This window comes from Thermodesulfovibrio sp. TK110 (assembly GCF_054658355.1).
Window position 1 is genome coordinate 520,881 of sequence record NZ_BAAHNB010000001.1, and the last position, 26,620, is coordinate 547,500.

A 26,620-nucleotide genomic window follows, 5' to 3' on the forward strand; every position below is an offset into this window, starting at 1 on the left:
TTTTGAGAGATTTGTTTTTAAACTAATTAAAAAATAAAAGGGAGATAAAATGAAAAAAGCAGGATTTTTTTTAATTTTTTTATTTTTAAGCTTCATTCTTTCATCTTGTAATCTCTCCACTAATTCTTGTTCAAACATCAAAGAAAAGAATTTAAAAGAAACATTAAAAATTGATTTTGACAGCATTGTTGAAAAAAATGAAATTAAAGGAACAAATCTATGCCAGATTGTAATTCAAAAAGGCGGTGGATTAAATGTGTTTTATGCATATCCTGATGGCAAAACTTTCATATTTGGAGACATTTATAAAGATGGAGTATTTTTAAGTAAAGCAACCTTAGAAAGGATTCAGGAGAAAAGTTTTAAGAATTTTCAATCAGAAATTGAAAAAGTTGTTGCTTTTTCATACAAACCAGATGGTGCTAATAAATATGTTTACATGATTACTGATCCAGATTGCCCATTTTGTGAAAGAGCAAAAAACTCAGTTAAGCAATGGGCAGATTCAAGAAAAGTGGAAGTGAAAGTTATATTTTTTCCTCTTGAAAGACTTCATCCTCAGGCAAAACAGAAAGCTATAAGAGCAGTATGTTCAGGAATGCAATTCAATGATTATCTTAGTTCAAAATGGACAGGGCAGCAATGCTTTGAGGGAGTTAAAAAGATAGAAAACTCAATTGCTCTTATGAATAAGATTAATGTAAATGGTACGCCTTCTTTTATTTCTTTCAATGGAAAACGCATAATTGGTTTTTCGCCTGAGGGACTTGACAGTATCATAAACTAAAGGCTTTTTCATGCAAAAATTCATAAAAAAGCCTGTATATGTAAGGTAAACTTCTTTTTGCATGAGTAGCTATGTAAAAGGTTCTACTCATTGTGTAGTTCTTTATTTTTACAACTTTAAGTTTTCCGCATTCTACTTCATCCTTAATTGAATGGATTGAAAGTATTGATATGCCTATTTTATTTTTAATTGCCTCTTTAACAGCATCTGTGCTACTTAGTGTGCATACCACATTGAGTTTTTCTACATCAATTCCCATTTCATTAAGCCATCTTTCCATTTCTTTTCTTGTTCCAGAGCCTTCCTCCCTCATTATAAATGGAAGTTTCAGAAGTTCTTCTGGTTCAATAAAAGATTCTTTTATAAAATCAGGGCTTGCAATTACAAGTTCATCATTCATAAAAGGAAGATAATTGATTTTTGATTCATGAAGTTTTGTTCCTACCACTCCCAGTATACTTTGCCCTGAAAGTAAGTTTTCTATAACGGATTTTGAATCTGAGATGTCTATCTGAACTGAAATATTGGGATAAATCTTTTTAAAAGAAGATATCAATCTTGGTAAAATATATGTCCCTGGAATGCTGCTTGCTACAATATGGAGATCACCCGATGGTTCGGATTTTATTTTTTGTAAAATCTCTTTCAGAGTTTCAACCTTTTCTATTACTCCACATGCATGTTCATATAGTATTTCTGCCTCTTTTGTGGGGATAATGAGTTTTCCGAATCTGTCAAACAACTTGCAGTTCAATTCTTCCTCAAGAGTTTTAATATGTTCACTTATTGTTGGTTGTGTGAGGAAAAGCTCTCTGGCAGCTTTTGAGAAACTTTTATTTTTGAATACAGAAATAAAAATTTTTAGTTGATGAATATCCATAGAAAACATTTTACCAGGATTAATAATTAATTTGACAGATTTTGCTTTTTTTGCTATTCTTTCTTTAAATGAAACGATTGATAATTTTTTCAATTTTTGTTTTGATTTTAACTCCTTGTGCCTATGCCTTTGACAGAAAAGGATTTTCACCTACTGCACCATTCTGTGTAATCTCTACTTTTTCTGCAGATACTCCAAAACAGAATCAGGTAGCAATTGATCTGAGTTATGAAATGACAAATGATCCTGATATAAAAAGAACGAATCTGAATGTTTCTTATGGATTAACCAATAATGTGGAGATTATTGCTAATCTGCCCTATAATCTTTCATACCATAATTCTCTTAATGACAATGGTGCAGAGGATATTAATTTTGGCTTTAAACACAGGATAATTGATGAAACAACCTATTTACCAGCTTTTGCATACATGCTCTATGTTTCAGGAGATTTTGGTAGTGAAGAGTTCTCAACAGAAGGAGGCATTGGAGGAGGTTTTATTGTGACAAAAAAAATAGGACCTGTAAAAGCTCATGGAAACATAATTTATTTTAGACCGAATAAAGAAGGCTTAAAAGAAACATGGAACATGAATCTTGGTTCAGAGCTTAAAGTAAGCTATAACTCTTCTATTCTCTTTGAAATAATCGGACGAAAGGCTATTGATAAAAATAAAATAGACCTTGTAGAATGGAGGCTTGGTTACAGAGTCAGGGTAACAGATTTCTCTTATACAACAGTAAGTACAGGTTTTGACATAAAAAACAGGAATCCAGATGTGAGATTTATGTTTGGCATAAGTGTGGTGCTACCTGGAGAAAAACATAAAATAAAAAGAATTGTAGAAGATGTTGAATAATGTTATAATAGTTTCATGTTTGATTTAGGATTTCAGGAACTCATTGTAATATTTATCGTTGCTTTGCTTGTATTTGGTCCAAAAAGACTTCCTGAGCTCGGATATACGCTTGGTAAAACAATTAATGAAATAAAAAAGGCTTTTCAGGGAGCAAAATCTGAGATGGAAAAGGAGCTTCAGGAAGTTAAAGAAACCGTTGAAGAAGCCAAAAAGGAGATAAAAGACCCTCTCCAGCTTAAAGAAGAACTTTTTAAAGACTTACCATCTATTTCTGATCTTAGAATAGATAAACATATTGAAAATATTGCCAGAAAAGAGATTGAAAAAAAGGAGTAATAATGGATGGAAGAACAGAAGATGTCTTTAATAGAGCATCTTTCAGAGCTAAGAAAGAGAATTTTAATATGTCTTGTAGCTCTGATTATAGCTTTTATATTTACATTTAGTTATTCTGAATATATTTTTAAACTTCTGCTTTTTCCTCTTGAATTTACTCCCCAGTTTTCATTGAAAGAAGGACTGGTTTTTGTTCCTGACCAGAAGCTTCATAATACAAAGCTCGTTTTTTTAGGACCTGCAGAAGCCTTCTGGATGAACATGAAGATTGCACTTGTATCAGGATTTGTTCTTACAATTCCTGTAATTTTTTATCAGCTCTGGAGATTTGTCTCTCCGGGTCTTTATTCTCATGAAAAAAAATATGTTTTGCCCTTTGTTTTAAGTGCAACAGGACTTTTTTTAGCTGGTGTTGCTTTCTGTTATCTAATTGTTCTTCCTTTTGCTATGGGATTTTTACTTAATTATAAAGTAGGAGACTTTTTAATGCCCATGCTTTCTGTGGGGCTTTACATAGATTTTTTACTGAAGTTTCTTCTTGCTTTCGGAGTTGTTTTTGAATTACCAATTTTGATTGTGATCACAACAAGAATGGGATTAATAACTCCTCAGACACTGAAAAAATATAGAAGATTTGCTATAGTTCTTGCTTTTGTGGTTGCAGCAATAATAACACCAACTCCTGATGCATTCAATCAGACACTTATGGCAGTTCCTATGATCATACTTTATGAACTTGGAATATGGGTTTCAATAATACTTAATAAAAAAAGGGGAAACAATGGAGGGCAGAACTAAATCACTTTCAGCTATAGCCTCTGACATTGCAGAGGGATTTATTACAGTAAATCCGTTGTTTTTAAAAAAGTTTTCAGAAAAAGATTTAAAAGAGCTTCATGATGTAATAATTAAAAAAGATCGGCAGATAAGGGCAGATCCTTTTCCCTTTAATGAGCCTTTGTTAATAAGAAAAAGAAATATGAAACTTCAGAGACTTCATCAAGCCATGGTAGTTATAAAAAACTTCATAGAAGGAAAAATATGAGGATTGCTTTAACTGGGTTTTTCAATTCAGGAAAGACCACGATTTTCAATGCAACTGCCTATCAGAAAATTGAAACTTCTTCATATCCCACTCAGGCAGAGAAAGTTCACAAAGGAGTTCTTCAGGTAGATGATCCAAGATTAAGAAAAATAAGTGAAATGATAAATCCTAAAAAAACAACTTTTGCTCAGGTAGAATGTATAGATCTACCAGGATTAATAAAAGATAATCCCTCACATAATTCAAAAGTTATAAAACAAATGATGGATGCTGATGCTTTAATATATATTTTGCGGGGCTTTGAAGAATTATCAGTGCCTTATCAATTCAATACCATTGATCCTGTAAGGGATTTAAATGAACTTGAATATGAATTTATAATGATTGATTTAGATCTTGTGACTAAAAGAATTGAAAGAATCTCCGAACATAAAAAGAAAGGGCAGAAGATAAATGAGGCGGAAATGGAGATTCTTGAATTTTTAAAAAATCATCTAGAAGAGGGCAATCCTTTAAGAATAATGAAAATTACAGAACAACAGATTAAACAGATAAGACATTTAAACTTCTTAACTTTGAAGCCTGCTTTTGCTGTTATAAACGCAGATGAAAAATCCTTTAATGAGGGAAGATTTAAAGATACAGGTTTTTTAATAATATGTGGTTCACTTGAAAGTGAAATCATTCAACTTCCTCAGGATGAAATTTCAAATTTTCTTGATGCTATAGGAATAGATGAACCTGTAAGTAAAAAAATCATAAGAAAAGCATATGAAATTCTTGATTATATATCTTTTTTTACAGCAGGACCACAGGAAGTAAAGGCATGGAGTATTAAAAAAGGAACATTAGCAGTAGATGCAGCAGGAAAGATTCATTCTGATATTCAAAGAGGATTTATTCGAGCAGAGGTAATATCATACAATGATTTTGTCGTCTTAGAAGGAGACCTTAATTTAGCAAAGCAGAAAGGAGTTTTAAGACTTGAAGGAAAGGAGTATGAAGTTAAAGATGGGGATATTATAACTTTTAGATTTAAAGTATAATTTTGGAGGTGGGGAGATGAAAAAAATTTTAAGTGAGCTTGACAGAAGGGTAAAGTTACGCTGGAAAATGGTTATTCCTCTGGCTTTAGCTATTGCTTTTGGAGTTATTGCAACAGTTATCGTTACTGGTTATGGTGCTTATAAAATTGCCTATGACACTTCAATTCATTTTGGTGCTAAAGAAGTTCCTGTGGAGATAATGAATGAGGTAAGAACACTTCAGCTTGTTTTTGCTGTTTTAGGATTTTTAGGGATTATTTCAGCTTCAGCAATAGTTTACATAACCTATATAGTTACTCACAAACCTGTTAATCTTCTTGCTCAGGCATTACAAAAAATAGCTGAAGGAGACTTAACTGTAAGCATTGGTTTTAAGGACAGAGTGGATATTGTGGGAAGACTTGCAAAGGCTATTGATAAGGTTTTGCAAACATTTATAAATCTCACTGACAAATCTTTTGAGTATTCTCAGAAACTTGCTGAAAGTGTTGACAGATGTAACAGAGTGATAGATGAAACAATTGAAGGAGCAAAAAGACAATCTCAGCAGGCAAATCAGATTGCCACAGCTGCTGAAGAGATGACCCAGACAATCACAGATATAGCCAACAATGCTTCAAAAGCTTCTGAAACTGCTCAGGAAACAATGGAAATTGCTAAAAAGGGAGGAACATTGGCTCAGAATGCGGTCCAGAAAGTAAATGTTGTTTATGAGACAACAAATGAGCTTGGCAGAATGATAGAAAAACTTAATAGTTCTGCTTCTGAAATAGGAGAGATCGTAACAGTGATTAAAGATATTGCTGACCAGACAAATCTTCTTGCTTTGAATGCAGCAATAGAGGCAGCAAGAGCAGGAGAGCAAGGCAGAGGATTTGCAGTTGTTGCTGATGAGGTTCGTAAACTTGCAGAAAGGACAATCAGAGCAACAGATGAAATTGCTCAGAAAATCAACATGATTCAAAAAGAAACTTCAGATACTTCTCAATCAATGAAAAAAGAACTTAAAGAAGTCACAGAAGTTACAGAATCTGTTAAAAGCATAGGAAATGCATTGGGAGAGATTGTATCTGCTGTTACAAAGCTTAAGGATCAGATAACACAGATTGCAACTGCTGTTGAAGAACAGTCTGCAGCAAGTGAAGAAGTAACAAGAAACATTGAAGAGTCTGCCAAGATAGCATCTCAGATAGAACGTCTTGCAGAAACAATAGTTAAAGATTCCTATGAAATCCTGCATGTTTCATCAGATCTGAGACATACAGCATCTGCTGTAAAAACAAAGAGAACCCAGGAGATGCTTTTTGACATATTTAAAGGAGACCATGAAAGACTTATAATAAGAGTTCATGCACATGTGAAGGGAATTGACAGACTTGATCCTGACAGACTTGCTGACTATCGCTCATGTGGAATAGGTAAGTGGTATTACAGTGAAGAAGGACAGAAATTCAAGGATCTTCCAGGATTTTCAGAGTTTGAAGATGTTCACAGGATGTGTCATAGTCTTGGTAGAGATATAGTTTTAGCTCATAATGCAGGAGACCATGAAAAGGTAAAGAAGCTTTTTGATGAAGCTGAGAAAAACTTTGAAAAATTAAACAGACTTTTAGAGCAGCTTAAAAGTGGTTATCTTGCAAGATTGAGATAAACAGTGTTATTATTAAAAGAGTTGGAGAGGTGGCCGAGTCGGTCGAAGGCAGCCGCCTGCTAAGCGGTTGTGGGGCCAAAAGCTCCACCCAGGGTTCGAATCCCTGCCTCTCCGCTCTTTTATAAAAGAATGAATTCCTACTCAATCATAGAGCAGTTTTCCTATCCAGGTTTATTTTTTCTATTAATTCTTGGCGGACTTGGTGTTCCTTTCTTCCCTGAAGATTTAATTCTCATTGCCTGTGGAGTAATGATTTCAGTTGGGATAATTAAACCTCTTCCTGCAGTTTTGATTTCTTACGCAGGTCTTATTTTGTCTGATTTTATGCTTTACTGGGCTGGAAGAAAATTTGGTAGAAAAATAGTAACAAATCATAGATTTGAAAAAATTCTTTCTCCTGCTAAATTTTTAATAATTGAAAAAAAATTTCGTAGACACAGCACCCTTATAATGTTGCTTGGCAGACTTCTTGTCGGATTCAGGACTCAGGTTTTTTTACTCTCAGGGATCACTCGGGTTTCAATGACAAAATTTTTAATTATTGATTCTTTTGGCTCCGCAGTTGTTCTTACGATTATGGTTACAGCAGGGTATCTTGGAGGTAAATTTTTAGAAAGCGTGCAACAAGGCATGTTGTATATGGAATATATTGTTGGTTTTTTAGCTATAGTTGCAATAATTTTAGCTATAATCTACCTGTCTTACAAATATGTGACAAAATCCAATAATACTTCGTGATAAAATTGTCTTGTTTTTGTTAAAATAATTAAAATTTTCTTTTGAGAGGTGTTTTATGGAAAAGGTAGAAATTAGATGGCATGGAAGGGGAGGGCAGGGGACTGTAACTGCTGCAAAGGTTTTTGCAGATGCCTGCCTGAGTGGAGGTAGATATGTTCAGGCATTTCCTGAATACGGACCAGAAAGAGCTGGTGCGCCCCTCAGAGCATACAATAGAATAAGTTCAAAAGAACTAAGAATGCATTGTCCTGTTTCAAATCCTGATGTTGTTGTGGTTGTTGATCCCACATTAATAGAAAGCATTGATGTTACTGAAGGAGCAAAAGAGGATGCCAAGTTTATAATTAATACTTCAAAAGAACCTGCTGAATTAAGAAAAAAGTTGAATCTTAAACCAACTCAAAAAGTTTACACTGTTGATGCCACAAAGATTGCCATTGAATGCTTTGGAAGACCGATGCCAAACTCTCCGATGGTTGGAGCTTTAAACAAAGTGACAGGTCTTGTTGATCTTGAAACATTGCTTGAAGATGTAAGAAAAAGTTTCGGGAAGAAATTTTCCCAGAAAATAATTGATGGTAACCTTCTTGCTGTAAAGAGAGGTTACGAGGAGGTGAAGGAAGGATGATAGGATGGAAAGATATACCACCAGGAATGGTTCTCCTTGAACCAGGAAGTGCTCTTAAGTTTAAAACTGGCTCATGGAGAGCTTTCAAACCAAGATGGATAGAGGAAAACTGTATTCAATGCCTTCTTTGCTGGCTTTATTGCCCGGATAATGCAGTCAAAGTTAAGGACGGAAAGAGGCAGGATTTTGATTTTGATTACTGCAAAGGCTGTGGAATCTGTGCTATGGAATGCCCGGGTAAAAAAGGTAATAAAGCAATTGTAATGGAAGAGGAGGTAAAATAATGACAAAGGTTGTGGCAGTAACAGGAAATGAAGCAGTAGCAAATGCCTTTCGTCAGATAGAACCAGATGTTTGTGCAGCCTATCCAATTACTCCACAGACAGAGCTTATGCAAAGATTTGCTGCTTTTGTATCAAATGGACAGGTAAAGACAGAGATGATTCTTGTAGAAAGTGAACATTCTGCTATGAGTGCCTGTGTGGGTGCTGCAGCTGCAGGTGGAAGAGTTGCAACTGCTACAGCATCTCAAGGACTTGCTTTAATGTGGGAAATTTTGTTTATTGCCTCAGGATTAAGACTTCCAATTGTAATGCCTGTTGTAAATAGAGCTCTTTCTGCACCAATAAACATTCACTGTGACCACTCTGATGCAATGGGTGCAAGGGATAGTGGATGGATTCAGCTCTGGAGTGAGAATGCACAGGAAGCTTATGACAATACAATTCAGGCATTCAGAATTGCTGAACACATGGATATAAGACTGCCTGTAATGGTTTGCTATGATGGTTTTATAATAAGCCATTCTATAGAAAGGATTGAGTATCTTGATGATGAAGTGGTTAAAAAATTTGTTGGTGAATATAAGCCTCTTTATCCACTCTTAGATATAGACAAACCAAAAAGCTATGGTCCTTTGATTCTTACTGACTTATATCATGAAGTAAGAAAAGCCCATTCTGAAGTATATAAAAAAGTTCCTAAGGTAGTAGTTGAGATTGCAAAGGAGTTTGAAAAAATATCTGGAAGAAGCTATGGACTTTTTGAATCCTACAGACTTGAAGATGCTGAGATAGGAATTGTTATTTTAAACTCTGCAGCTGGAACAACAAAGGATGTGATAGACGAATACAGAGATAGGGGCATAAAGGTTGGTTTGCTAAAACTGAGACTTTTCAGACCGTTTCCTTATGAAGAGGTTGGTAATGCTCTTAAACACTTAAAAGCAGTCTGTGTTCTTGATAGAGCAGATGCTTTTGGAGGCTCTTTCGGTCCCCTTTATCTTGATATAGCTGCAAGTTTGTGTAACTTTAAGGAAAAACCATTTTTAATTAACAGAATATATGGACTTGGTGGAAGAGACTACATGCCAGAGCATGCCCGAGGTGTTATTGATGAACTCATTGAAATTGCAAAGACAGGAAAACTAAAAGTTTTAAAAGAATACATTGGAGTGAGGGAGTAAAATGAGCACACCATTAAACTTAAAAGAGCTATCAAAAAAAGAGTTAAGATTTACATCAGGACATCGTCTTTGTGCAGGATGTGCAGCGCCCATAGTAGTTAAAATGATACTTCTTGCAGCCTGCGATTATCCTGTTGTTGTAGCATCTTCTACTGGATGCCTTGAAGTTTCATCCTGCATATCAACATATACTGCGTGGAAACTGCCATGGATTCACAATGCCTTTGAAAATGCAGCTGCCACTCTTTCAGGAGTGGAAACAATGTATAGAGCGCTTAAAAAACAGGGTAAGATTGACAGAGATATAAAATTTATTGCTATCTGTGGAGATGGTGGAACATATGACATCGGTTTTCAAAGCCTTTCTGGTGCAATGGAAAGATGGCATAACATGCTTTATGTATGTTATGACAATGAAGCATATATGAATACGGGAATTCAGCGTTCTGGTGCAACTCCCACATATGCTGATACTACAACCTGCCCAGCAGGTTCAGTTATACCGGGAAAGCCTCAGCAGAGAAAGGATTTAACAAGAATTATGGCGGCTCATGGAATTCCTTATGTTGCACAAGCATCACCAAGTCACTGGCCAGACTTAATGAAAAAGGTTAGAAAAGCTCTTGAAATTGAAGGTCCTAAATTTATAAACGTTTTCACACCTTGTAATCGTGGATGGAGAACAAGAACAGATGATGCAATACTTATAAGCAGGCTTGCTGTTGAGACATGTTTCTGGCCACTTTATGAAGTTGAAAATGGCGTTACAAGAGTTACTGTGAAACCAAAGGAGAAAAAACCAATTGTAGAATTCCTTAAAGCACAGGGCAGATTTAAACATCTTTTTGAACCTGGGAAGGAAAAGCTCATTGCTGAGATTCAGGAAATAATTGATAAAAACTGGGAAAGACTTTTAAAAGAAGAAGAAATGTTTGCTTCAAAAGAAGATAATCAATAAAATTCAATAGCTCTCTGTAAAAACTACAGAGAGCTATTCTTTTTTTCATCTTTTTTTTGTTATACTATTTGCTATCATTTTTGAAGGGTGGTAAATGGGCTTGGATGCTTTAAACCAAAGATATTTACCTGTTCTGGTAGTGATAATTATTTCAATTATTATTGGAGTTTCCATGCTTTTAATTAGTAGATTAGTTCGTCCAAAAAGAGCCTATACTCTGAAACTTACTCCCTATGAATGTGGAATTCCTTCCATGGAAGATACATGGGAAAGATTTAATGTAAAATTTTATATTGTTGCATTGATTTTTGTTATTTTTGATGTGGAAACTGTTTTTCTTTATCCCTGGGCAGTGGTTTATAAAAAAATTGGTTTTTATGCTTTGATAGAAATGTATCTTTTTATTTTTATTCTTTTAATCGGTTATTTTTATGCAATTGGCAAAGGAGTTTTTAACTGGAGTAAAGAATGATTCATGTTATTGACACAACTACAGAGCCTGTAGAAGTAGAGGAAGGCATTAAAGTCATTCCAGCAGCTAATACAATTATTACGACTCTTGATAAAATAGCAAGCTGGGGAAGGCGTTCTTCTCTTTGGCCTCTTACATTTGGACTTGCATGTTGTGCAATTGAAATGATGGCAACTGCTGCATCCCATTATGACCTTGACAGATTTGGAATTATAATGAGAGCAACACCAAGACAGGCAGATGTGATGATAATTGCTGGAACTGTAACAAAAAAGATGGCACCTGTAATAGTTAATCTATATCATCAGATGCCAGAACCAAGATATGTTATTGCAATGGGAAGCTGTGCCTGTAGTGGTGGAATTTTTAACACCTACAGTACTGTTCAGGGTGTTGATGAAATTCTGCCAGTGGATGTTTATATCCCAGGTTGTCCACCAAGACCAGAAGCTTTAATTGAAGGACTGTTAAAGCTTCAGGAAAAAATAAAAAACGAACCCTATAAAAAAAGAGGTTGTATTTCAGGAGTTTGTTTAATTGATAAATCTCAGAGAAGGTGTAGTTATGAATCCTGCAGAAATAGTGAAAAAGATTAAAGAACAATTTCCTGAAGAAATTTTGTGGTTTGTATGTTTCAGAGACGAATGCTCAATTACAGTAAAAAAAGAAAAAATAAAAGAAATCCTTGCTTATTTAAAAAATACTCCTGGAATGGATTTTGACTATCTTATAGACATTACAGCAGTTGATTATCTTGGTTTCAGAGAACCTCGTTTTGATGTGGTTTATCATCTACAGTCACACAAACACAGACATAGAATAAGAATAAAGGCACAGGTGCCAGAGCAGGGATGTTGTATAGATTCTGTTACTGACCTCTGGGCAACTGCAAACTGGTTTGAAAGGGAATGTTTTGATATGTTTGGTATTCAATTTACAGGACATCCAGATCTGCGAAGAATTCTTATGCCTGAGGACTGGAATGGATATCCTTTAAGAAAAGATTATCCTGTAAAAAGTAATCTTGGTGACAAAGAATGGGAAGTTTATAAGGAATTAAGAGAAGCTGCAAAAGCATGGAAGGAAAATGCAGAACAAAGCTAAAACAGTAAAAGAAATTGTAGTAAATATGGGTCCTCAACATCCAGCAACTCATGGAGTTTTAAGGCTTATTCTTGAACTTGAAGGAGAGGTAATCAAAAAATGTACTCCCTATATTGGGTACTTGCATAGAGGAGTAGAAAAACTTTCTGAAGATTTAACTTATGTTCAGTCTCTTCCTCTTACTGATAGAATGGACTATATTTCAAGTATGGTAAACAATGTTGGTTTTTGTATTGCCATTGAAAAACTTGTTGGTATTAATGTTCCAGAAAGAGCAAAGTTTATAAGAACAATAATGTCTGAGATGGCAAGAATATGCAGTCACCTTGTCTGGATTGCAACACATGCTCTTGATATTGGCGCAATGACAGTATTTTTATATGCAATGCGAGACAGAGAATCACTTCTTGAATTATTTGAAATGGTAACAGGTGCAAGGCTAACTGTAAGTTATCCGAGAGTTGGTGGTGTAAGATGTGATGTGGACAATGAATTTCTTGATAAACTTTACAAATTTGTAGAGGAATTTCCAAGAAAAGTTGAAGAGTATGAAACATTAATTGATAGGAACAGAGTATGGTTAAAAAGAACAAAGGGAGTTGGAGTAATTACTGCAGAAGATGCTATAAATTGGGGACTTACAGGTCCAACACTGAGAGGTTCTGGTGTTTACTATGATGTAAGAAAATTTTTCCCATATGATGCGTATGATAAAGTGGATTTTAAAGTTCCAATTGGTAAAAATGGTGATATATATGACAGATATAAATGTAGAATGCTTGAGTTCAGGCAATCTGTGAAAATAATCAAACAGTGCATTGAAAAACTTCCTAAAGGAGATATTCTTGCTGAAAATGCTTTAAGAATAAGGATGCCTGAATCTCCTCTTAAAATTGATAAAAAAGATATTCTTTTTGAAATATACACTGACGATAAACAAATTCAGGAATTTATTCAAAAATTTACAGAAGTTTATGCCTCAGTAGAGGCTCCTCGTGGAGAGCTTGGATTTTACATTGTTTGTGACGGCTCCTCAAAGCCTTACAGAATGAGAGTTCGTGCCCCTTCTTTTGTTCATGCAGGAGTGTTGCCAAAATTATGTGAGGGCTCCTTAGTAGCAGATGTTATAGCAAACATAGGCTCAATAGACATAGTCTTAGGAGAGTGTGATAGATAATGGAAACACTTTATATCGTCCTTATAGCGACTCTTAAAACTATAATTTATTTTGGAATTCTTATGCTTCATGTTGCATATGCTACATATGCTGAAAGAAAGGTAATAGGACATATTCAACTAAGACTTGGTCCCATGATTGTTGGTCCCCATGGATTACTTCAGCCAATTGCAGATGTTATTAAGCTTATATTTAAGGAGGATATTATTCCGATAAAAGTAGATAAAGCAATTTTCAAAATAGCACCTCTTATAAGTCTCACTGCAGCTTTAAGCACCTTTGCTGTAATTCCTGTGAATAAAAACTGGGTTATTGCAGATATAAATGTGGGTTTGCTTTATGTGATTGGTGTTGCTGGAATTGGAACTTATGGAATAATTTTTTCAGGATGGTCATCAAACTCCAAGTATGCTTTTTTAGGTAGTCTTCGTTCAGCAGCACAGATGATAAGCTATGAAGTTGCTCTTGGTTTAAGTCTTGTTGGTGTTATTTTAATGGCAGAGTCCTTTAATTTAACCGAAATAGTTAACAAGCAAACTGAATACTGGTATGGAATGTTTTTATTTCCACAGATTATTGGATACTTTGTTTTTATTGTTGCCATGCTTGCAGAAACCAACAGACTTCCCTTTGACCTGCCAGAAGCAGAAACAGAACTTGTTGCAGGATATTTTGTTGAATACTCTGGAATAAGATTTTCACTATTTTATCTTGCTGAATATCTTGCAATGTTCTGCATGTCTGCAGTTGCCACAATATGTTTCTGGGGGGGATGGACAATCCCGCCAGTTTTAGTAAAAGCTTTACCATTTCTTGGATTTGTTCCTGGCATTGTTTGGTTTCTTATGAAGGTTTACTTTCATATATTTCTGTTTTTCTGGCTGAGAGGTACCTTGCCAAGATACAGATATGACCAGCTAATGGCTATTGGATGGAAGGTTTTGATTCCCTTAGCTTTATTTAATATTGTGGTTACTTCAATTTTCAAGTATTATTGGTAAAACTATGAAACTGAAAGAAATTATAAATAAGATTTTTCTCATAGAAATATTTAAGGGACTTTTTCTTACATTGAGGATGCTTTTCAGTAAACCTGTAACAATACAGTATCCTCTTCAAAGAAGAAAAATTTATCCTGGATTTAGAGGCAGACATGCTCTTGTAAGAGACCCTTTTACAGGAAATGAAAAATGTATTGGATGCATGAGATGTACCACCGTATGTCCATCAAGATGTATTTACATTAAAAGAGAAAAAACAGAAAATAAAATGATTGTAACAGACTATGTTATTGATGCATCAAGATGTATATTCTGTGCCTATTGCGTGGAAGCCTGTCCAGTATGTGCTCTGGTGCTTACAGAGGATTTTGAATATTCTGACTATACGAGAAAAAAACTGATTTTTAACAAAGAACAACTTCTTAAAAACTGGGATGAGTTTGCAAGTAAGTGGCCCTATGATTTTTATTTCAATAAATTCTGGCAACCACCAGGAATTGATCCATCAAGGTGGCCCAAAGCAAAGAGAGAACAAAAACCTATTCCAATTAAAAGGTTTGTTGAGATAAAGAAGGAGGAACCTAATGAATCCAGCAGTTGAGCATGCTTTTTTTATATATTTTTTTGTAAGCCTTTGTATTTTAAGTATCGCAGTTATTGCTTGCAGAAATATCATTCACAGTGCTTTTTATTTATTGATTTTTCTTCTTAATGTGGCAGCAGTATTTCTTTTTTTAAATGCTGAGTTTTTAATGGTTATTCAGATTATTATTTATGTGGGAGGAGTTCTGGCTTTATTTATTTTTGCCATAATGGTAATGAATATTAAGGAAGAGCTTAGACATAAAAGATTTGTAAAATTTTCTGTTGCTGGATTGATTGCAGGTATTATATTTTTTATGAGTCTTTATATTTTCTTAAGCGTTGTAAGATCCCAAGAAAATGTTTTAATTAAGTCTGATACTAATTTACTTGGTAAGCTTCTCTTTTCTTATTATCTTTTGCCATTTGAAATACTTTCTTTAGTTTTACTCGTTGCTCTTATAGGAGGAATTATTATTGCAAAAAAGACTCCTGTTGACAGGGGGGCAGATGACGCCTCTTAGCTGGTATTTAATCCTGAGTGCTACAGTTTTCAGTATAGGTTTAATAGGTTTTATTATAAGGAGAGATTTGATTGCAATGCTCATGTGTCTTGAAATTATGTTTAATGCCGTAAACATTGCTTTTGCTTCTTTTAGCTATTATAATGCTAATCTTACAGGACAGATTTTTGTTTTATTTTCAATAGCTATTGCTGCATGCGAAGCTGTTATTGGTCTTGCTATTGTTCTATCTCTTGTCAGAAACACTGGAATAAATCATTCTGATGAGATTAATAAATTGAGGGGCTAAGATGAAGGAATACTATATTTTGATTCTACTTTTTCCTATTACAGGGTTTCTTTTTAACATAATTTTTGGGAGATTTGTTAATACAAAAGTTGTAAGCTACGTAGGAACTCTTTCTATACTTGGTTCTTTAATTGTTTCAATTTTTGCAATCTCAGAGGTTTTTCAGGGAAAAATCATTGAATACAATGTTTATACATGGATTTTATCAGATGATTTAAGAATAAGCTTTGGCTATCTCATAGATCAGCTTACTGCTGTAATGCTTTTTGTTGTATGCTTTGTTGGCTGGTTGATTCATATATATTCTGTTGGATATATGCATGGTGATCCAGGATATGCAAGATACTTTGCCTACCTTAATCTCTTTGTCTTTTCAATGCTTATGCTTGTAATGGGAAACAATCTTGTTATGCTTTATTTTGGATGGGAAGCAGTGGGACTGTGTTCATACTTTTTAATTGGTTTCTGGTATAAGAAAAAATCAGCCTCTGATGCAGGTAAGAAAGCATTTATAGTAAATAGAGTAGGAGATTTTGGTTTTGCTCTTGGTATTTTTCTTTTATTTGTCAGTGTTTATGCTTTGAATTATAGTGAAGTTTTTCCTAAGATTTCAGCTCTCCAGGGTAAAACAGTAAATTTATTTGAATGGAATGTGGATTTAATCACTCTTATAGCTTTACTTCTTTTCTGCGGTGCAGTTGGAAAATCAGCTCAGATTCCTCTTTATGTATGGCTTCCAGATGCAATGGAAGGTCCAACACCAGTAAGTGCCCTTATTCATGCTGCCACAATGGTTACTGCTGGAGTATTCATGGTAACAAGGCTCAGTCCATTATATAGTCTTTCAGAAACTGCAATTGCAGTTGTAGCAATCACAGGTGCTGTAACAGCTTTTTATTCAGCCACAATAGGTCTTGTTCAGAGGGACATGAAGAGAATTATTGCTTATTCAACAATCAGCCAGATTGGATATATGTTTGCTGCATGTGGAGTTGCTGCCTATGGAGCTGGTATATTTCATCTTTATACTCATGCCTTTTTTAAGGCTCTGCTTTTTCTTGGAGCTGGAAGTGTAATGCATGCAATGGCTGGTGAGCTTGATATATATAAGATGGGTGGATTACGAAGCAAAATGCCTGTTACATACATTACATTTTTAATAGCTGCTTTAACTATTTCAGGAATTCCAGGACTTTCTGGATTTTTCAGTAAAGATGAAATTTTGTGGTATGCCTTTGCCTCTACAAAAACATATGGAAAATTTGTCTGGATTCTTTTAACAATCACTGCAGCATTGACCGCATTTTATACTTTTAGAATTGTCTTTGTTGCCTTTCATGGCAAGTTCAGGGGTTCTCATGATGATTTCAGGCATGTTCATGAATCACCTCCAATAATGACTGTTCCTCTGATAGTTCTTGCAATTGGTTCAATTTTTGTTGGATATTTTTCAGTTCCTCACTTTCTTGAACCTTTAGTTTCCAAGCCAGTGATTGCATTGTCTCATGAATATGAAAAATTTGTAATGGCAATTTCAATTATTGCAGGTTTACTGGGAATATTCATTGCTTGGTATATGTATATTTTAAAGCCTGAAGTTCCAGAAAAGCTCACAGAGTCTTTTAAAGGATTATATAAAGTTTTATGGAATAAATACTATGTTGATGAAATTTATAGCTTCCTCTTTGTAAAACCAACTTTATGGATTGCTGATAAACTAATTGAAAGAATTACAGACATTAAGATAATAGAAGGAATTGTAAACGGTCTTCCTAATTTAATCTACAAAGCAGGCTATTACATAAGACCTGTTCAAACAGGACAACTTCAACAGTATGCAATCTTTATGATTGCAGGAATTATTGTTTTTGTTCTGATAGTTTTCTGTTTTGGACAATTTTAAATAATGGGGAGTTAAATATGCATGAAGAAGCAGTAATTAAAAATGACAGTAACAGAGAGCTCCTAAAACATCTCTTAATCTCACTTTTGCTTATTGTTCTTCTTGGTGGATCTATTTTAATGTTCGGATTTGCAGTAAATAATTTACATTTTCCAGTTCTTTCAACTCTTATTTTCTTTCCAATTGTAGGTGCTGCCTTTATAGCAATTCTTCCAAGACAAAAAGAGGAATTAATAAAATTTTCAGCTCTTGTTATATCAATTGTTGAGTTTGTCCTCAGTATTCCTTTATATATTTCTTTTAACAGAGCTACTTATGAGATGCAGTTCAGGGAGGAATATTTATGGATTCCTCAATGGGGGATTAAGTATTCTCTTGGAGTTGACGGAATAAGTGTGTTGTTTATTTTACTCAGCAGTCTTCTTACCATTCTTTGTGTAACAGTCTCATGGAGAGAGATTGACAAGAAAATAAAAGAATTTTATTCTGCTGTGTTACTTACTCATTCTGCAATGATCGGTGTTTTCATGAGTCTTGACATTTTCCTTTTTTATATTTTCTGGGAAGCAATGCTTATTCCCATGTATCTGATTATCGGAGTATGGGGTGGACCAAGAAGAATTTACTCAGCAATTAAGTTTTTTTTATATACCTTTGTTGGCAGTGTCTTAATGCTTGTTGGAATCTTAGTCCTTTATTTCCATACAGGAACATCAGATATTCTTGCACTTATGAAAACATCTTATCCTTATAAAATGCAACTCTGGCTTTTCTTGGCTTTCTTTGCTGCATTTGCTGTCAAAGTTCCCATGTGGCCAGTGCACACATGGCTTCCTGATGCTCATACTGAGGCACCCACTGCAGGAAGTGTTATACTTGCAGGAATTCTTATTAAAATGGGAGCATACGGATTTCTAAGATTTAATCTTCCCATGTTTCCAGAAGCTACACTTGCAATGAAACCTTTTATGATGATTCTTTCAGTTATTGCAATTATCTATGGTGCCTTAATATGTCTTGTCCAGAAAGATCTTAAGCGTCTTATTGCCTACAGTTCTGTAAGTCATATGGGACTTGTAACACTTGGAATTTTTGCCCTTAATCAGCAGGGCATTCAAGGCGGAGTTCTTCAGATGCTTAATCACGGAATTGTTACAGGAGCTTTGTTTTTATGCGTTGGAATAGTGTATCAGAGAACCCATACGCGTCAGATAGCAGATTATGGAGGTGTTGCCACTGTAATGCCTGCATACTCTGCATTTTTCATGACTTTTACTCTTGCATCCATTGGACTTCCCGGAACAAATGGATTTATTGGTGAGTTTCTAATACTGCTTGGAGCATTTAAAGCATGGAAATTAATGTGTGTTCTTGCAGCCACTGCATTGATCATAGGTGCAGCATATATGTTATGGCTTTATCAAAGAGTTTTCTTTGAAAAAACCAATCCAGAGTTTCTCAATCACATACAGGATTATGGAGATTTAAATGCAAGAGAAATACTAACACTTTTTCCACTTCTTGTAGCAGTGCTCTGGATAGGATTTTATCCAAATGCTCTTCTTAGTTTTATGCATCAATCAGTTAAAGAGTTAATTAATCATGTGATGACTCAAGGAGCTGTAAAATGAATATACCGCAGATTCCTTTAAATTTTAATGCTTTGATACCTGAAATAATTCTTACAGGTTTTGCATCATTGATTTTACTTGCAGGGCTTCTAAAAATCAGAAATGAAATTCTTCTCTGGAGTTCTGTTCTGTTTTTAGTTGTTCTTGTTTTGATTGTGCCAGGATTTGAAGGTCAGGCATTTGGTGAGATGTTTTTAAATGATTTTCTATCAGTTTATTTGAAGTTAATCATAATTATTGGAGCAATTCTTTCACTTCTTGTTCTTAATTCCTATTTGAAAGAAAAATTAATTTTGCTTAATGAAAGTATAGCTCTTGTGCTTTTCTCAGTCCTTGGTATGATGCTTTTAGTATCTGCAAGAGAGTTGATAAGCTTTTTTGTTTCTTTTGAGCTCATGTCTTTGAGCATATATGTTCTGGTAGGGATAAGAAGATATGATCAGAGATCAAATGAAGCAGCAGTTAAATACTTCATGCTCGGAGGGATTTCTTCAGCAATTATGCTCTTTGGAATAGCTTTTCTTTATGGTGCTACAAATACTACAGATTTTTCAGTTTTGATGAAATCTCTTTCAAATCATGTGTCTCTGGGTTATATAGGGCTTGGGCTATTCATAATCGGGCTTTGTTTTAAAATAGCTCTTGTTCCATTTCATATGTGGGCACCAGATGTATATGAAGGTGCACCAACTCCGATAACTGCTTTTATATCTACTTTACCAAAAGTAGCTGTGCTTGGTGCTTTTGGTAGAATTTTAATTGAAATTTTCAGAAACTACTACATTGACTGGAGTAGTTTTCTTATAGTGCTTTCAATTGCCACAATGGCAGTGGGAAATCTCTTTGCTCTTGTTCAGAGAAACATAAAAAGAATGCTTGCGTACTCCAGTATTGCTCATGCAGGATACATTACAATTGGATTGATAGTGGGAACACAGACAGGATTTAATGCTGTTGTGGTTTACATGTTAATTTATACTCTCATGAATATTGGAGCTTTTGCGATGGTTATTGCTTTTAATGAGGAGGATATAGAAAACTACAAAGGACTTCATAGATTTCATCCTGCTCTGGCACTTGCAATGTTGATATTTATGTTCTCACTTACAGGGGTGCCTCCCACAGCAGGATTTATTGTTAAATTCAATATATTTCTTCAGGCTGTAAAAGCAGGGTTTACATGGCTTGTAGTGATTGCTGTTCTTTTCACTGTGGTATCAGCTTACTACTATTTGAGAGTTGTAATGTACATGTATATGAAAGAGCCTTTGAAATCTCCTGAACCAGTTTATTCAAGAGAACTTGAGATAGCAGTTTTGGTCTGTATAACAGGCGTTATATTGTTTGGAATTCTGCCAGTATTTTTAATATAGTCAGGACAGGAAAATTACCTTACAACAAGAACAGGACAGGGTGCTTGATTTATAATTTTAGCTATAAGGTTCTTACGAAAGAGCTTTTTGATTGGACTGGTTTTTTCTGCCTGTATAATTATTAAATCAACATTTTCCTCAACTGCGGCTTTTAGAATTTTTTCCTCTATATCACCTTCTTGCACTTTTATTTTCACTAAAGCTCTTTCAGATTCAGCAATATTCTTTACTTCATTAACAAAAATCGTTACATTGTTGTTTATTACATCGGCAATATTTTTAATTCCTGTCAGATGCAAATCTCCATCATAAGGTGGAATTATTTTTAGAACAGTTACCCAGCATCCCTCATCTTTTGCCAATTTTATTCCGTATTTTAAAATATCATTTGAACCATTTACTGCAATTAATAGTTTTCTATAACCTTTCATTTTACAATTATTACAGGTAAAGATGAATTAATAATAACTCTCTCTACATTACTTCCCATGATTACCTTATCAACACCCTTCCATCCATATGTTCCCATAATGATTAGATCGTAAAGCATTAGATTAGCTGTTTGAACAATTTTTTCCGATATAGAACCTTCATGAAGAATCTTTTTTATAGAAACATTATATTTTAAGGCAATTTTTTCAGCTTCTGAAAGGATTTTTTTTGCTTCATCAATTAAAGCATGTTTTATAGATTCAGTACTGAAAAATTCCACCATTTCCTGATACCTTGGAATTACATAAATTACAGAAATTGTAGAATCCTCTATTTTTGCAAGTTCACATGCCCTCTGCAGGGCTTTTTTACTATATTCAGATTCGTCAAAGGCAACAAGGATTGATCTGTAATGTAGTTCATCCGATGTAGAAATTTTCTTTACTGCCATTACATCTATCGAGGATTCCACAATAACTTTATAGGTAGTGCTACCTAAGATAAGCTTTTTAAGTCCTTTTTTACCATATGTTCCCATAACTATTAAATCTGCTTTTTTGTCATCTGCTACCTGTAAAATTACATCAGGAGCATCACCTTCACATATTATAAGTTCTGCCTGTATGTTGTATTTTTCTGATACTTCCTGACTCATTTGATAACAAACCTGCTTACCCAGCATTATTCTTTGTTCCCTATGTTCAGGACTTATAATGAATTCTTCTTCATCAAAGTATACTGCATGAACCATAATTATGTGACCACCATGCTTTTTTACCCATCTGACAGCTTCAAATAAAGCAGCTTTACTGAACTCTGAACCATCAAAGGCTACTAAAATATTGCTATACATTAATTTGCCTCCTTAATTTTAATGAGCTTTTCCAGCTTTTCTAAACAGGACCCCTACTGAGAATCCAGCCAGTATTGCAATTAATATGCAAATAATTCCATAAAATAAAGAGTTATTATTTGCCATATTTGAAAGCGCTTTCAGTATTCCAATTTTTTCTACATTAATCTGGGTTTGAGCAGTATCAATAACTTTTCCATCTTTTATTTCATATGCTGTAACAGTGTATATGCCAGGTGGAGCCTGATAGGGCCACTGAATCAAAGTATAATAATGAGTCTGTTCATTTTCTTCGCTTTTTGTAATATCTGCTTTTACACTATATAATTTTGATTTTTCTTTGAATTTAATGAAATCATTCCACAATCTTTCTCTTTCATTTTCGTTTGAAACAGGAGTAATCTGTGCAAAGTTTTTGAGTGCTGAGTAGCCTATTTTATTTTTAACTGCTTCCTGTTCGTTCAAGATATCTTTTAGTTCCTTTGTGCTTCTTAATATGTAAAGATTTGGAATATTGTCAAACTTAAGATTTTCTACACTCATCCATACCAGATCAAGAACTCTCCCCTTTTTCCTTAATACCTGAGATACATCAGGAGATGTTATTTTAACAACAATATCTGATCCAGGTTGAGCCTGTCCTTTTACACTTACTGTAGAACCATGATAAAATAAATTAATAGTAATGTGATTATGATTTGCAATCACTGAAATTTTAGCCCATGCATTTGTTGAGATTACAATGAAAAAAATTAGGATAAGAAAAATCATCAATTTTTTCATTTTAATGTCCTCCTGCGGGTGATAATAAAATTGATGGTGGTGTAATTAATTCAATAATTATTTTTACTGTGACCATTAATACAAGAATTGCCATCAGAATTCTTAATTGTTCACCTTTTATTTTTTTACCTATAATTGCACCAACCTGGGCTCCAAAGCTTGAACCAATCAAAAGCATTATGGCAAGTAAAATATCCACTGTGTGATTTATGTATGCTTGAAGAAATGTTACCTCAACACATGTAAAAAAGATCTGAAAAAGACTTGTTCCTATAACAATGTTCATGGGCATTCTAAGAAGATAAAACATCACTGGTACCATTAAAAATCCTCCTCCAACTCCCATTATTGCAGCAAGAATACCCACAATGTACCCAACTGTAGCTGTTAATAATATGGAATGGGTAATACCTGATTTTTGATAATGAATTTGAAAGGGAAGAGATTTGAAAAACTTTGTAACAGCTGAGTCTTTTTTCTCTTTGTTTTCAACGATTTTGTTTTTATTTTTGAGTTTACTGAGGCTTTCTATAAACATGAAACTTCCTATTACTCCAAGCATTATTACATAAGTAATTTTAATCAAAAAGTTTACATTTCCAATCACTCTAAGAATTTTAATTATTTCTACACCTGTTAATCCACCAAGAAATCCTCCAATTAGCAGATGAAATCCCATTTTAAAATCAACATTCCCCAGCCTCCAGTGAGCATATGTTCCTGAAGTGGATGCTCCAACAATTTGAGCTGCGTCAGTTGCTGCTGCTATAGCAGGCTGAATCCCGAGCATCATCAAAAGAGGCGTCATAAGCCAGCCACCTCCCACACCAAACAATCCTGAAAGTAATCCAACAACCAATCCGAGGCATACAGGTAAAAATGCATTAATACTTGTTAATGCTACAGGTAAGTAAATATACATATCCCCTCCTATTTTTTATTTCTTGTCATTGTTACAACTGGACAGCCAGCATGTTTTATAAGGTTTTTCAATTTTCTTGCAGATAGTTCTCCATTCACGGTAATTTCTGGGCTCAGCAGCACCATTTCAATATGCTCGTTTTTTCTTAAAAAGTTATCAATTGCATTATAGACTGTATTTTCGATATAAACTACATCAACCTTAATTCCTGACTGATTGTATTTTTCTTTTAAACTTTTGAGATTCTTTTGAATTATCTCATTCTGGTCCTTTTGCAGTAATTCCGATGCAGTAATTGATTCACTTGCTTCTGCAAACGTAACTGCGGTCATCAAATCTTCAAATTTTCTTTTTTTAGGATGAATTAATAGCATAGTTATATCCTTATTCATAATTTTTGCCAGTTCTTTAGTGTACTGGAAGACTTCATCTAGCCTTTCTCCCCACAATACTGTTAGCAAAAGATGTTTCCTGCTCATTTTATTTTCTAAGAGAAAAAATAACAAAAATTATGCCACTTAGATTTTCTTGATATTATTTGATTTTTAAAAGAAGAGAAAGATAGATAGTGTTTTATTTTGAAACAGTGATGAACAATTTATTTATTATCTGATTTCAGTATTCTCCACAAACTTGTTCGTGAGATGCCAAGAAGTTCCGCGGCTTTACTTTTATTGCCTCCTGTAATTTCTAAAATTTTTTCTACATATTCTTTATTTAATTCGTCTATAGTTTTTATATTGCCGTGCTGTATTGTTTCTATTTTAAACAGTGAAAGAGTAGGAGGCAAGCTTTCTACAGTAATGTATTGAGTTTTTTCAAGTATTATAGCTCGTTCAATTATATTTTCAAGTTCTCTTACATTGCCTGGAAAACTGTAATGTATCAGAATATCCATTGCTTCTTTTGTAAATCCTTTGATTTTCTTGTTGTATTTTGGTAGATGTTTTTGTAAAAAGAATTTGCTTAATGGTTCAATATCTTCTTTTCTTTCTCTTAAATGTGGTATATTTATTTCCATTACATTAAGACGGTAATAAAGGTCTTCACGGAATCTTTTCTCCTGTATGGCTTTTTTCACATCCTGATTGGTTGCTGCGATAAATCTCACATTAACTTTTATGGGTTTTGTGCCCCCAACTCTGAAAAATTCGCCTTCTTCTATAACTCTCAAAAGCTTTGCCTGAATGGTAGGACTCATTTCAGCAATCTCGTCCAGAAAAAGACTGCCTCCGTCAGCTACCTCTACCAATCCCTGTTTCTGTTTTATTGCTCCTGTGAATGCTCCTTTTTCATGACCAAAAAGTTCGCTGCTGAGTAATTCTTCTGTTAAAGTAGCGCAGTTGATGGATAAGAAAGGCATATCTTTTCTTTTGCTCGTATAGTGAATAAGTTTTGCTATAAAACTTTTGCCTACTCCACTTTCTCCTGTAAGAAGAACATTACAATCAGAGTTTTTTATCTGTTCAATAATATTTAGAATATTTTTCATGCTCTCGCTTTTGCCAATGAAAGAGGTCTTTTTGTTTATTTCAAGAAATGTTTTTAATGCTATATTCTGTCGTTCAAGAATTTTTTTTTCTTTAATCTTGGAAATTTTAAAAATTAATTCATCCAGATCAAAGGGCTTTGTGATATAATCATATGCTCCTTTTTTCATAGATTCAACTGCTGAAGCTATACTTCCAAACCCTGTAATTATAACAATTTCAATATCTGGTTCTTTTTTTTTGGCTATTTCAAGAAGTTGCATTCCGTCAATCTCAGGCATTTTAATATCTGTTATAAGAACTTCAAATTTATTTTTTTCAAGCATTCTGAGAGCTTCAAGCCCATTGGTAACTCCTTCTACTTCATATCCTTCTGCTTTAAGAGCGTATACAAGATGTTTTAATGTGATTTCTTCATCTTCTGCTACAAGAATTCTAAAGTTCATATGATGCTCCCGGTAATAAAATTCTAAAGATTGTTCCTTTGCCTTCTGTGCTTTCTACAAATATTTTACCATTGTGTTTTTGAATAATATTATAAACTATTGCAAGACCGAGTCCTGTTCCTTTATTTTTTGTAGTAAAAAATGGTTCAAATATCTTTTCCAATTTATCAGCAGGAATTCCTGTTCCTGTATCTGATACAGAGATTTCAACGAAATCGTTTTTCTTTAAAACTTTTAATTTTATCTCGCCATCCTCAGGCATAGCATCTATTGCGTTCTCAAAAAGATTGAGAAATACTCTTTCCAGCTGATCTGGATCAGCGTTTATTACAATTTCTTCTGGAATTTCTTTTAAGTCTATATTTTTAAAGTTTCTCTGTTTGATTATTGAATTAGAGGCTTTAAAAATAATATCCTTTATTCTTACCTTTTTAAAAACTGGCTCTTTGCCTCTTGCAAATTCAAGTAAATCTTCTATAATTCTTTTTACTCTTGCTGTTTCATGAGATATATCATTTAAAATCTCATTAATAAATGGAGGTGGCTCTTTTAACTCTTTTTGCAAAATTTGGACTGAAATATAAATATTGTTTAAAGGATTGTTTAATTCATGAGCAACTCCTGTAGCAAGAGTACCAATTGCAGCCAGTTTTTTTGATTGAAAAAGTTGTTTGTTTTTCTCATCAAGTTCTATCTTTCTTTGCATGAGTTTGTTTTCCATTTCATTGATTTTTCTAATAAGTAAATCAATTTCATCTTTGTTAGAACCATTAGAAATCTGAATAAACTTTCCATTACCAACTTTTTCCACCACAGAAGTTACCAATTTTAGCCTTTTTATGATATTTTTCCCCACAATCAAGAAAATTCCATTACCACCTAAAAAAAATAGTGTAAGGAATAGAAAAAACATTCCATATGATCGTTTTATGACCATCTCAATGTTGTCTCTTGAGTTTTGATCAATTTTTCTTGATATATTTACAATATCTTCTCCTGTTTTTCTAAGTTCCTTGATATTATTATCCAGATTTTTTAACAAAATAATCAGTTTATTGTTTTCTTTGCTGGATTGCTTCAGAAAATCTACTACTGCACCTGGATTTTCTACCACTGCAGAGTTTATAAGAATAAATTCTTTAGTTTTGAATATTTTATTTTTGTCAAGTTCTTGTTTAATCTGGCCAATTAATATTAATAATTCATTGAACTTTTGCTTGTAATGATTAATTAAATTTTTAAGA

General features: G+C 33.9%; 31 protein-coding genes and 1 tRNA gene (1 of these 32 running past the window's edge). 24 read left to right on the forward strand and 8 right to left on the reverse strand.

Annotated features, from left to right (window positions below; all coding sequences use genetic code 11):
* Positions 1-49 precede the first annotated feature (49 nt).
* Entirely contained in the window at positions 50-787 is a 738-nt protein-coding gene (locus ACYQ3X_RS02810; protein ID WP_460180317.1) for a thioredoxin fold domain-containing protein, read from the forward strand.
* Here the strand turns inward: ACYQ3X_RS02810 and ACYQ3X_RS02815 are convergent.
* Complete coding sequence (locus tag ACYQ3X_RS02815) at positions 777-1,760, reverse strand: selenium metabolism-associated LysR family transcriptional regulator (RefSeq protein WP_460180318.1); 984 nt, start codon at positions 1,758-1,760, stop codon at positions 777-779. The genes ACYQ3X_RS02810 and ACYQ3X_RS02815 overlap by 11 nt on opposite strands.
* Here ACYQ3X_RS02815 and ACYQ3X_RS02820 point away from each other — a divergent pair.
* The 23 genes from ACYQ3X_RS02820 to ACYQ3X_RS02930 all read left to right on the forward strand — a co-directional run bounded on the left by ACYQ3X_RS02820 (position 1,736) and on the right by ACYQ3X_RS02930 (position 20,450).
* Positions 1,736-2,527 (forward strand): hypothetical protein, encoded by a 792-nt coding sequence (locus ACYQ3X_RS02820; RefSeq protein ID WP_460180319.1) that lies wholly within the window; start codon positions 1,736-1,738, stop codon positions 2,525-2,527. The two genes, ACYQ3X_RS02815 and ACYQ3X_RS02820, sit on opposite strands and share 25 nt — an antisense overlap.
* Positions 2,528-2,542: 15 nt before the next feature.
* Positions 2,543-2,863 carry a Sec-independent protein translocase protein TatB gene (tatB, locus tag ACYQ3X_RS02825; RefSeq protein WP_460180320.1) on the forward strand — a complete coding sequence of 107 codons (321 nt, stop codon included), beginning with the start codon at positions 2,543-2,545 and terminating at the stop codon, positions 2,861-2,863.
* A gap of 6 nt (positions 2,864-2,869) precedes the next feature.
* Positions 2,870-3,661, forward strand: a complete 792-nt coding sequence (gene tatC / locus ACYQ3X_RS02830) for a twin-arginine translocase subunit TatC (protein WP_460180321.1) — start codon at positions 2,870-2,872, stop codon at positions 3,659-3,661.
* On the forward strand, positions 3,645-3,908 hold the full coding sequence (locus tag ACYQ3X_RS02835) for a hypothetical protein (protein WP_460180322.1): 264 nt from the start codon (positions 3,645-3,647) through the stop codon (positions 3,906-3,908). The genes tatC and ACYQ3X_RS02835 overlap by 17 nt, the downstream gene beginning before the upstream one ends.
* The gene (locus tag ACYQ3X_RS02840) at positions 3,905-4,954 is read left to right on the forward strand and encodes a DUF933 domain-containing protein (protein ID WP_460180323.1); all 1,050 of its coding nucleotides are present in this window, start codon (positions 3,905-3,907) and stop codon (positions 4,952-4,954) included. The genes ACYQ3X_RS02835 and ACYQ3X_RS02840 overlap by 4 nt, the downstream gene beginning before the upstream one ends.
* Positions 4,955-4,970: 16 nt before the next feature.
* Positions 4,971-6,605 carry a methyl-accepting chemotaxis protein gene (locus ACYQ3X_RS02845; protein WP_460180324.1) on the forward strand — a complete coding sequence of 545 codons (1,635 nt, stop codon included), beginning with the start codon at positions 4,971-4,973 and terminating at the stop codon, positions 6,603-6,605.
* Between the two features lie 23 nt (positions 6,606-6,628).
* Positions 6,629-6,719: transfer RNA gene (locus ACYQ3X_RS02850), tRNA-Ser, on the forward strand.
* Positions 6,720-6,734: 15 nt separating this feature from the next.
* On the forward strand, positions 6,735-7,343 hold the full coding sequence (locus ACYQ3X_RS02855; protein ID WP_460180325.1) for a DedA family protein: 609 nt from the start codon (positions 6,735-6,737) through the stop codon (positions 7,341-7,343).
* Positions 7,344-7,398: 55 nt separating this feature from the next.
* Positions 7,399-7,971, forward strand: coding sequence for a 2-oxoacid:acceptor oxidoreductase family protein (locus ACYQ3X_RS02860; RefSeq protein ID WP_460180326.1), 573 nt, complete (start codon positions 7,399-7,401; stop codon positions 7,969-7,971).
* On the forward strand, positions 7,968-8,255 hold the full coding sequence (locus tag ACYQ3X_RS02865) for a 4Fe-4S binding protein (protein ID WP_460180327.1): 288 nt from the start codon (positions 7,968-7,970) through the stop codon (positions 8,253-8,255). The genes ACYQ3X_RS02860 and ACYQ3X_RS02865 overlap by 4 nt, the downstream gene beginning before the upstream one ends.
* On the forward strand, positions 8,255-9,436 hold the full coding sequence (gene porA, locus ACYQ3X_RS02870) for a pyruvate ferredoxin oxidoreductase (RefSeq protein WP_460180328.1): 1,182 nt from the start codon (positions 8,255-8,257) through the stop codon (positions 9,434-9,436). Before ACYQ3X_RS02865 ends, porA begins: the two co-directional genes overlap by 1 nt.
* Position 9,437: 1 nt before the next feature.
* On the forward strand, positions 9,438-10,394 hold the full coding sequence (locus ACYQ3X_RS02875) for a thiamine pyrophosphate-dependent enzyme (protein ID WP_460180329.1): 957 nt from the start codon (positions 9,438-9,440) through the stop codon (positions 10,392-10,394).
* A gap of 94 nt (positions 10,395-10,488) precedes the next feature.
* Complete coding sequence (locus tag ACYQ3X_RS02880; protein WP_460180330.1) at positions 10,489-10,866, forward strand: NADH-quinone oxidoreductase subunit A; 378 nt, start codon at positions 10,489-10,491, stop codon at positions 10,864-10,866.
* Positions 10,863-11,462, forward strand: a complete 600-nt coding sequence (locus tag ACYQ3X_RS02885; RefSeq protein ID WP_460180331.1) for an NADH-quinone oxidoreductase subunit B — start codon at positions 10,863-10,865, stop codon at positions 11,460-11,462. Before ACYQ3X_RS02880 ends, ACYQ3X_RS02885 begins: the two co-directional genes overlap by 4 nt.
* Positions 11,431-11,970, forward strand: a complete 540-nt coding sequence (locus ACYQ3X_RS02890; protein WP_460180332.1) for an NADH-quinone oxidoreductase subunit C — start codon at positions 11,431-11,433, stop codon at positions 11,968-11,970. The genes ACYQ3X_RS02885 and ACYQ3X_RS02890 overlap by 32 nt, the downstream gene beginning before the upstream one ends.
* The gene (gene nuoD / locus ACYQ3X_RS02895; protein ID WP_460180333.1) at positions 11,954-13,147 is read left to right on the forward strand and encodes an NADH dehydrogenase (quinone) subunit D; all 1,194 of its coding nucleotides are present in this window, start codon (positions 11,954-11,956) and stop codon (positions 13,145-13,147) included. Before ACYQ3X_RS02890 ends, nuoD begins: the two co-directional genes overlap by 17 nt.
* Positions 13,147-14,148 (forward strand): NADH-quinone oxidoreductase subunit NuoH, encoded by a 1,002-nt coding sequence (gene nuoH / locus ACYQ3X_RS02900; RefSeq protein ID WP_460180334.1) that lies wholly within the window; start codon positions 13,147-13,149, stop codon positions 14,146-14,148. Before nuoD ends, nuoH begins: the two co-directional genes overlap by 1 nt.
* Before the next feature lie 4 nt (positions 14,149-14,152).
* On the forward strand, positions 14,153-14,749 hold the full coding sequence (locus ACYQ3X_RS02905) for a NuoI/complex I 23 kDa subunit family protein (protein ID WP_460180335.1): 597 nt from the start codon (positions 14,153-14,155) through the stop codon (positions 14,747-14,749).
* On the forward strand, positions 14,733-15,254 hold the full coding sequence (locus tag ACYQ3X_RS02910) for an NADH-quinone oxidoreductase subunit J family protein (protein ID WP_460180336.1): 522 nt from the start codon (positions 14,733-14,735) through the stop codon (positions 15,252-15,254). Before ACYQ3X_RS02905 ends, ACYQ3X_RS02910 begins: the two co-directional genes overlap by 17 nt.
* Positions 15,241-15,543 (forward strand): NADH-quinone oxidoreductase subunit NuoK, encoded by a 303-nt coding sequence (gene nuoK, locus ACYQ3X_RS02915; RefSeq protein ID WP_460180337.1) that lies wholly within the window; start codon positions 15,241-15,243, stop codon positions 15,541-15,543. The genes ACYQ3X_RS02910 and nuoK overlap by 14 nt, the downstream gene beginning before the upstream one ends.
* 1 nt (position 15,544) lies before the next feature.
* Positions 15,545-17,446, forward strand: a complete 1,902-nt coding sequence (nuoL, locus tag ACYQ3X_RS02920; RefSeq protein WP_460180338.1) for an NADH-quinone oxidoreductase subunit L — start codon at positions 15,545-15,547, stop codon at positions 17,444-17,446.
* Positions 17,447-17,463: 17 nt separating this feature from the next.
* The gene (locus tag ACYQ3X_RS02925; RefSeq protein ID WP_460180339.1) at positions 17,464-19,077 is read left to right on the forward strand and encodes an NADH-quinone oxidoreductase subunit M; all 1,614 of its coding nucleotides are present in this window, start codon (positions 17,464-17,466) and stop codon (positions 19,075-19,077) included.
* Positions 19,074-20,450, forward strand: a complete 1,377-nt coding sequence (locus ACYQ3X_RS02930) for an NADH-quinone oxidoreductase subunit N (RefSeq protein WP_460180340.1) — start codon at positions 19,074-19,076, stop codon at positions 20,448-20,450. The genes ACYQ3X_RS02925 and ACYQ3X_RS02930 overlap by 4 nt, the downstream gene beginning before the upstream one ends.
* Positions 20,451-20,464: 14 nt before the next feature.
* Here ACYQ3X_RS02930 and ACYQ3X_RS02935 read toward each other — a convergent pair whose 3' ends face one another.
* The 7 genes from ACYQ3X_RS02935 to ACYQ3X_RS02965 all read right to left on the reverse strand — a co-directional run.
* Positions 20,465-20,881 (reverse strand): universal stress protein, encoded by a 417-nt coding sequence (locus ACYQ3X_RS02935; RefSeq protein ID WP_460180341.1) that lies wholly within the window; start codon positions 20,879-20,881, stop codon positions 20,465-20,467.
* Positions 20,878-21,735 (reverse strand): universal stress protein, encoded by an 858-nt coding sequence (locus ACYQ3X_RS02940; RefSeq protein ID WP_460180342.1) that lies wholly within the window; start codon positions 21,733-21,735, stop codon positions 20,878-20,880. The genes ACYQ3X_RS02935 and ACYQ3X_RS02940 overlap by 4 nt, the downstream gene beginning before the upstream one ends.
* An 18-nt stretch (positions 21,736-21,753) precedes the next feature.
* Entirely contained in the window at positions 21,754-22,518 is a 765-nt protein-coding gene (locus ACYQ3X_RS02945; protein ID WP_460180343.1) for a TIGR02186 family protein, read from the reverse strand.
* Between the two features lies 1 nt (position 22,519).
* Positions 22,520-23,440: a sulfite exporter TauE/SafE family protein gene (locus ACYQ3X_RS02950; protein ID WP_460180344.1), complete on the reverse strand. Its 921-nt coding sequence runs from the start codon at positions 23,438-23,440 to the stop codon at positions 22,520-22,522.
* 8 nt (positions 23,441-23,448) lie between these two features.
* Complete coding sequence (locus tag ACYQ3X_RS02955) at positions 23,449-23,919, reverse strand: hypothetical protein (protein ID WP_460180345.1); 471 nt, start codon at positions 23,917-23,919, stop codon at positions 23,449-23,451.
* Between the two features lie 119 nt (positions 23,920-24,038).
* On the reverse strand, positions 24,039-25,376 hold the full coding sequence (locus ACYQ3X_RS02960) for a sigma-54-dependent transcriptional regulator (protein WP_460180346.1): 1,338 nt from the start codon (positions 25,374-25,376) through the stop codon (positions 24,039-24,041).
* Positions 25,366-26,620: the 3' portion of an ATP-binding protein gene (locus tag ACYQ3X_RS02965; protein ID WP_460180347.1), read on the reverse strand. Its footprint extends 302 nt past the window's final position; the window shows 1,255 of its 1,557 coding nt (coding positions 303-1,557); its start codon lies beyond the right edge, outside the window; the stop codon is at positions 25,366-25,368. Before ACYQ3X_RS02965 ends, ACYQ3X_RS02960 begins: the two co-directional genes overlap by 11 nt.

Bases quoted from the DNA above. Each gene is read 5' to 3' on its own strand.
- ACYQ3X_RS02940 (WP_460180342.1), bottom strand. From the start codon at position 21,735: ATGTATAGCAATATTTTAGTAGCCTTTGATGGTTCAGAGTTCAGTAAA.
- ACYQ3X_RS02845 (WP_460180324.1), top strand. From the start codon at position 4,971: ATGAAAAAAATTTTAAGTGAGCTTGACAGAAGGGTAAAGTTACGCTGG.
- ACYQ3X_RS02810 (WP_460180317.1), top strand. From the start codon at position 50: ATGAAAAAAGCAGGATTTTTTTTAATTTTTTTATTTTTAAGCTTCATT.
- ACYQ3X_RS02840 (WP_460180323.1), top strand. From the start codon at position 3,905: ATGAGGATTGCTTTAACTGGGTTTTTCAATTCAGGAAAGACCACGATT.
- nuoD (WP_460180333.1), top strand. From the start codon at position 11,954: ATGCAGAACAAAGCTAAAACAGTAAAAGAAATTGTAGTAAATATGGGT.
- ACYQ3X_RS02925 (WP_460180339.1), top strand. From the start codon at position 17,464: ATGCATGAAGAAGCAGTAATTAAAAATGACAGTAACAGAGAGCTCCTA.
- ACYQ3X_RS02820 (WP_460180319.1), top strand. From the start codon at position 1,736: ATGAAACGATTGATAATTTTTTCAATTTTTGTTTTGATTTTAACTCCT.
- nuoK (WP_460180337.1), top strand. From the start codon at position 15,241: ATGACGCCTCTTAGCTGGTATTTAATCCTGAGTGCTACAGTTTTCAGT.
- ACYQ3X_RS02855 (WP_460180325.1), top strand. From the start codon at position 6,735: ATGAATTCCTACTCAATCATAGAGCAGTTTTCCTATCCAGGTTTATTT.
- ACYQ3X_RS02835 (WP_460180322.1), top strand. From the start codon at position 3,645: ATGGAGGGCAGAACTAAATCACTTTCAGCTATAGCCTCTGACATTGCA.
- nuoL (WP_460180338.1), top strand. From the start codon at position 15,545: ATGAAGGAATACTATATTTTGATTCTACTTTTTCCTATTACAGGGTTT.
- ACYQ3X_RS02950 (WP_460180344.1), bottom strand. From the start codon at position 23,440: ATGTATATTTACTTACCTGTAGCATTAACAAGTATTAATGCATTTTTA.
- ACYQ3X_RS02880 (WP_460180330.1), top strand. From the start codon at position 10,489: ATGGGCTTGGATGCTTTAAACCAAAGATATTTACCTGTTCTGGTAGTG.
- tatB (WP_460180320.1), top strand. From the start codon at position 2,543: ATGTTTGATTTAGGATTTCAGGAACTCATTGTAATATTTATCGTTGCT.
- tatC (WP_460180321.1), top strand. From the start codon at position 2,870: ATGGAAGAACAGAAGATGTCTTTAATAGAGCATCTTTCAGAGCTAAGA.
- ACYQ3X_RS02860 (WP_460180326.1), top strand. From the start codon at position 7,399: ATGGAAAAGGTAGAAATTAGATGGCATGGAAGGGGAGGGCAGGGGACT.
- ACYQ3X_RS02875 (WP_460180329.1), top strand. From the start codon at position 9,438: ATGAGCACACCATTAAACTTAAAAGAGCTATCAAAAAAAGAGTTAAGA.
- ACYQ3X_RS02960 (WP_460180346.1), bottom strand. From the start codon at position 25,376: ATGAACTTTAGAATTCTTGTAGCAGAAGATGAAGAAATCACATTAAAA.
- ACYQ3X_RS02935 (WP_460180341.1), bottom strand. From the start codon at position 20,881: ATGAAAGGTTATAGAAAACTATTAATTGCAGTAAATGGTTCAAATGAT.
- ACYQ3X_RS02955 (WP_460180345.1), bottom strand. From the start codon at position 23,919: ATGAGCAGGAAACATCTTTTGCTAACAGTATTGTGGGGAGAAAGGCTA.
- ACYQ3X_RS02930 (WP_460180340.1), top strand. From the start codon at position 19,074: ATGAATATACCGCAGATTCCTTTAAATTTTAATGCTTTGATACCTGAA.
- ACYQ3X_RS02890 (WP_460180332.1), top strand. From the start codon at position 11,431: ATGAATCCTGCAGAAATAGTGAAAAAGATTAAAGAACAATTTCCTGAA.
- ACYQ3X_RS02945 (WP_460180343.1), bottom strand. From the start codon at position 22,518: ATGAAAAAATTGATGATTTTTCTTATCCTAATTTTTTTCATTGTAATC.
- ACYQ3X_RS02905 (WP_460180335.1), top strand. From the start codon at position 14,153: ATGAAACTGAAAGAAATTATAAATAAGATTTTTCTCATAGAAATATTT.
- porA (WP_460180328.1), top strand. From the start codon at position 8,255: ATGACAAAGGTTGTGGCAGTAACAGGAAATGAAGCAGTAGCAAATGCC.
- ACYQ3X_RS02885 (WP_460180331.1), top strand. From the start codon at position 10,863: ATGATTCATGTTATTGACACAACTACAGAGCCTGTAGAAGTAGAGGAA.
- ACYQ3X_RS02910 (WP_460180336.1), top strand. From the start codon at position 14,733: ATGAATCCAGCAGTTGAGCATGCTTTTTTTATATATTTTTTTGTAAGC.
- ACYQ3X_RS02865 (WP_460180327.1), top strand. From the start codon at position 7,968: ATGATAGGATGGAAAGATATACCACCAGGAATGGTTCTCCTTGAACCA.
- nuoH (WP_460180334.1), top strand. From the start codon at position 13,147: ATGGAAACACTTTATATCGTCCTTATAGCGACTCTTAAAACTATAATT.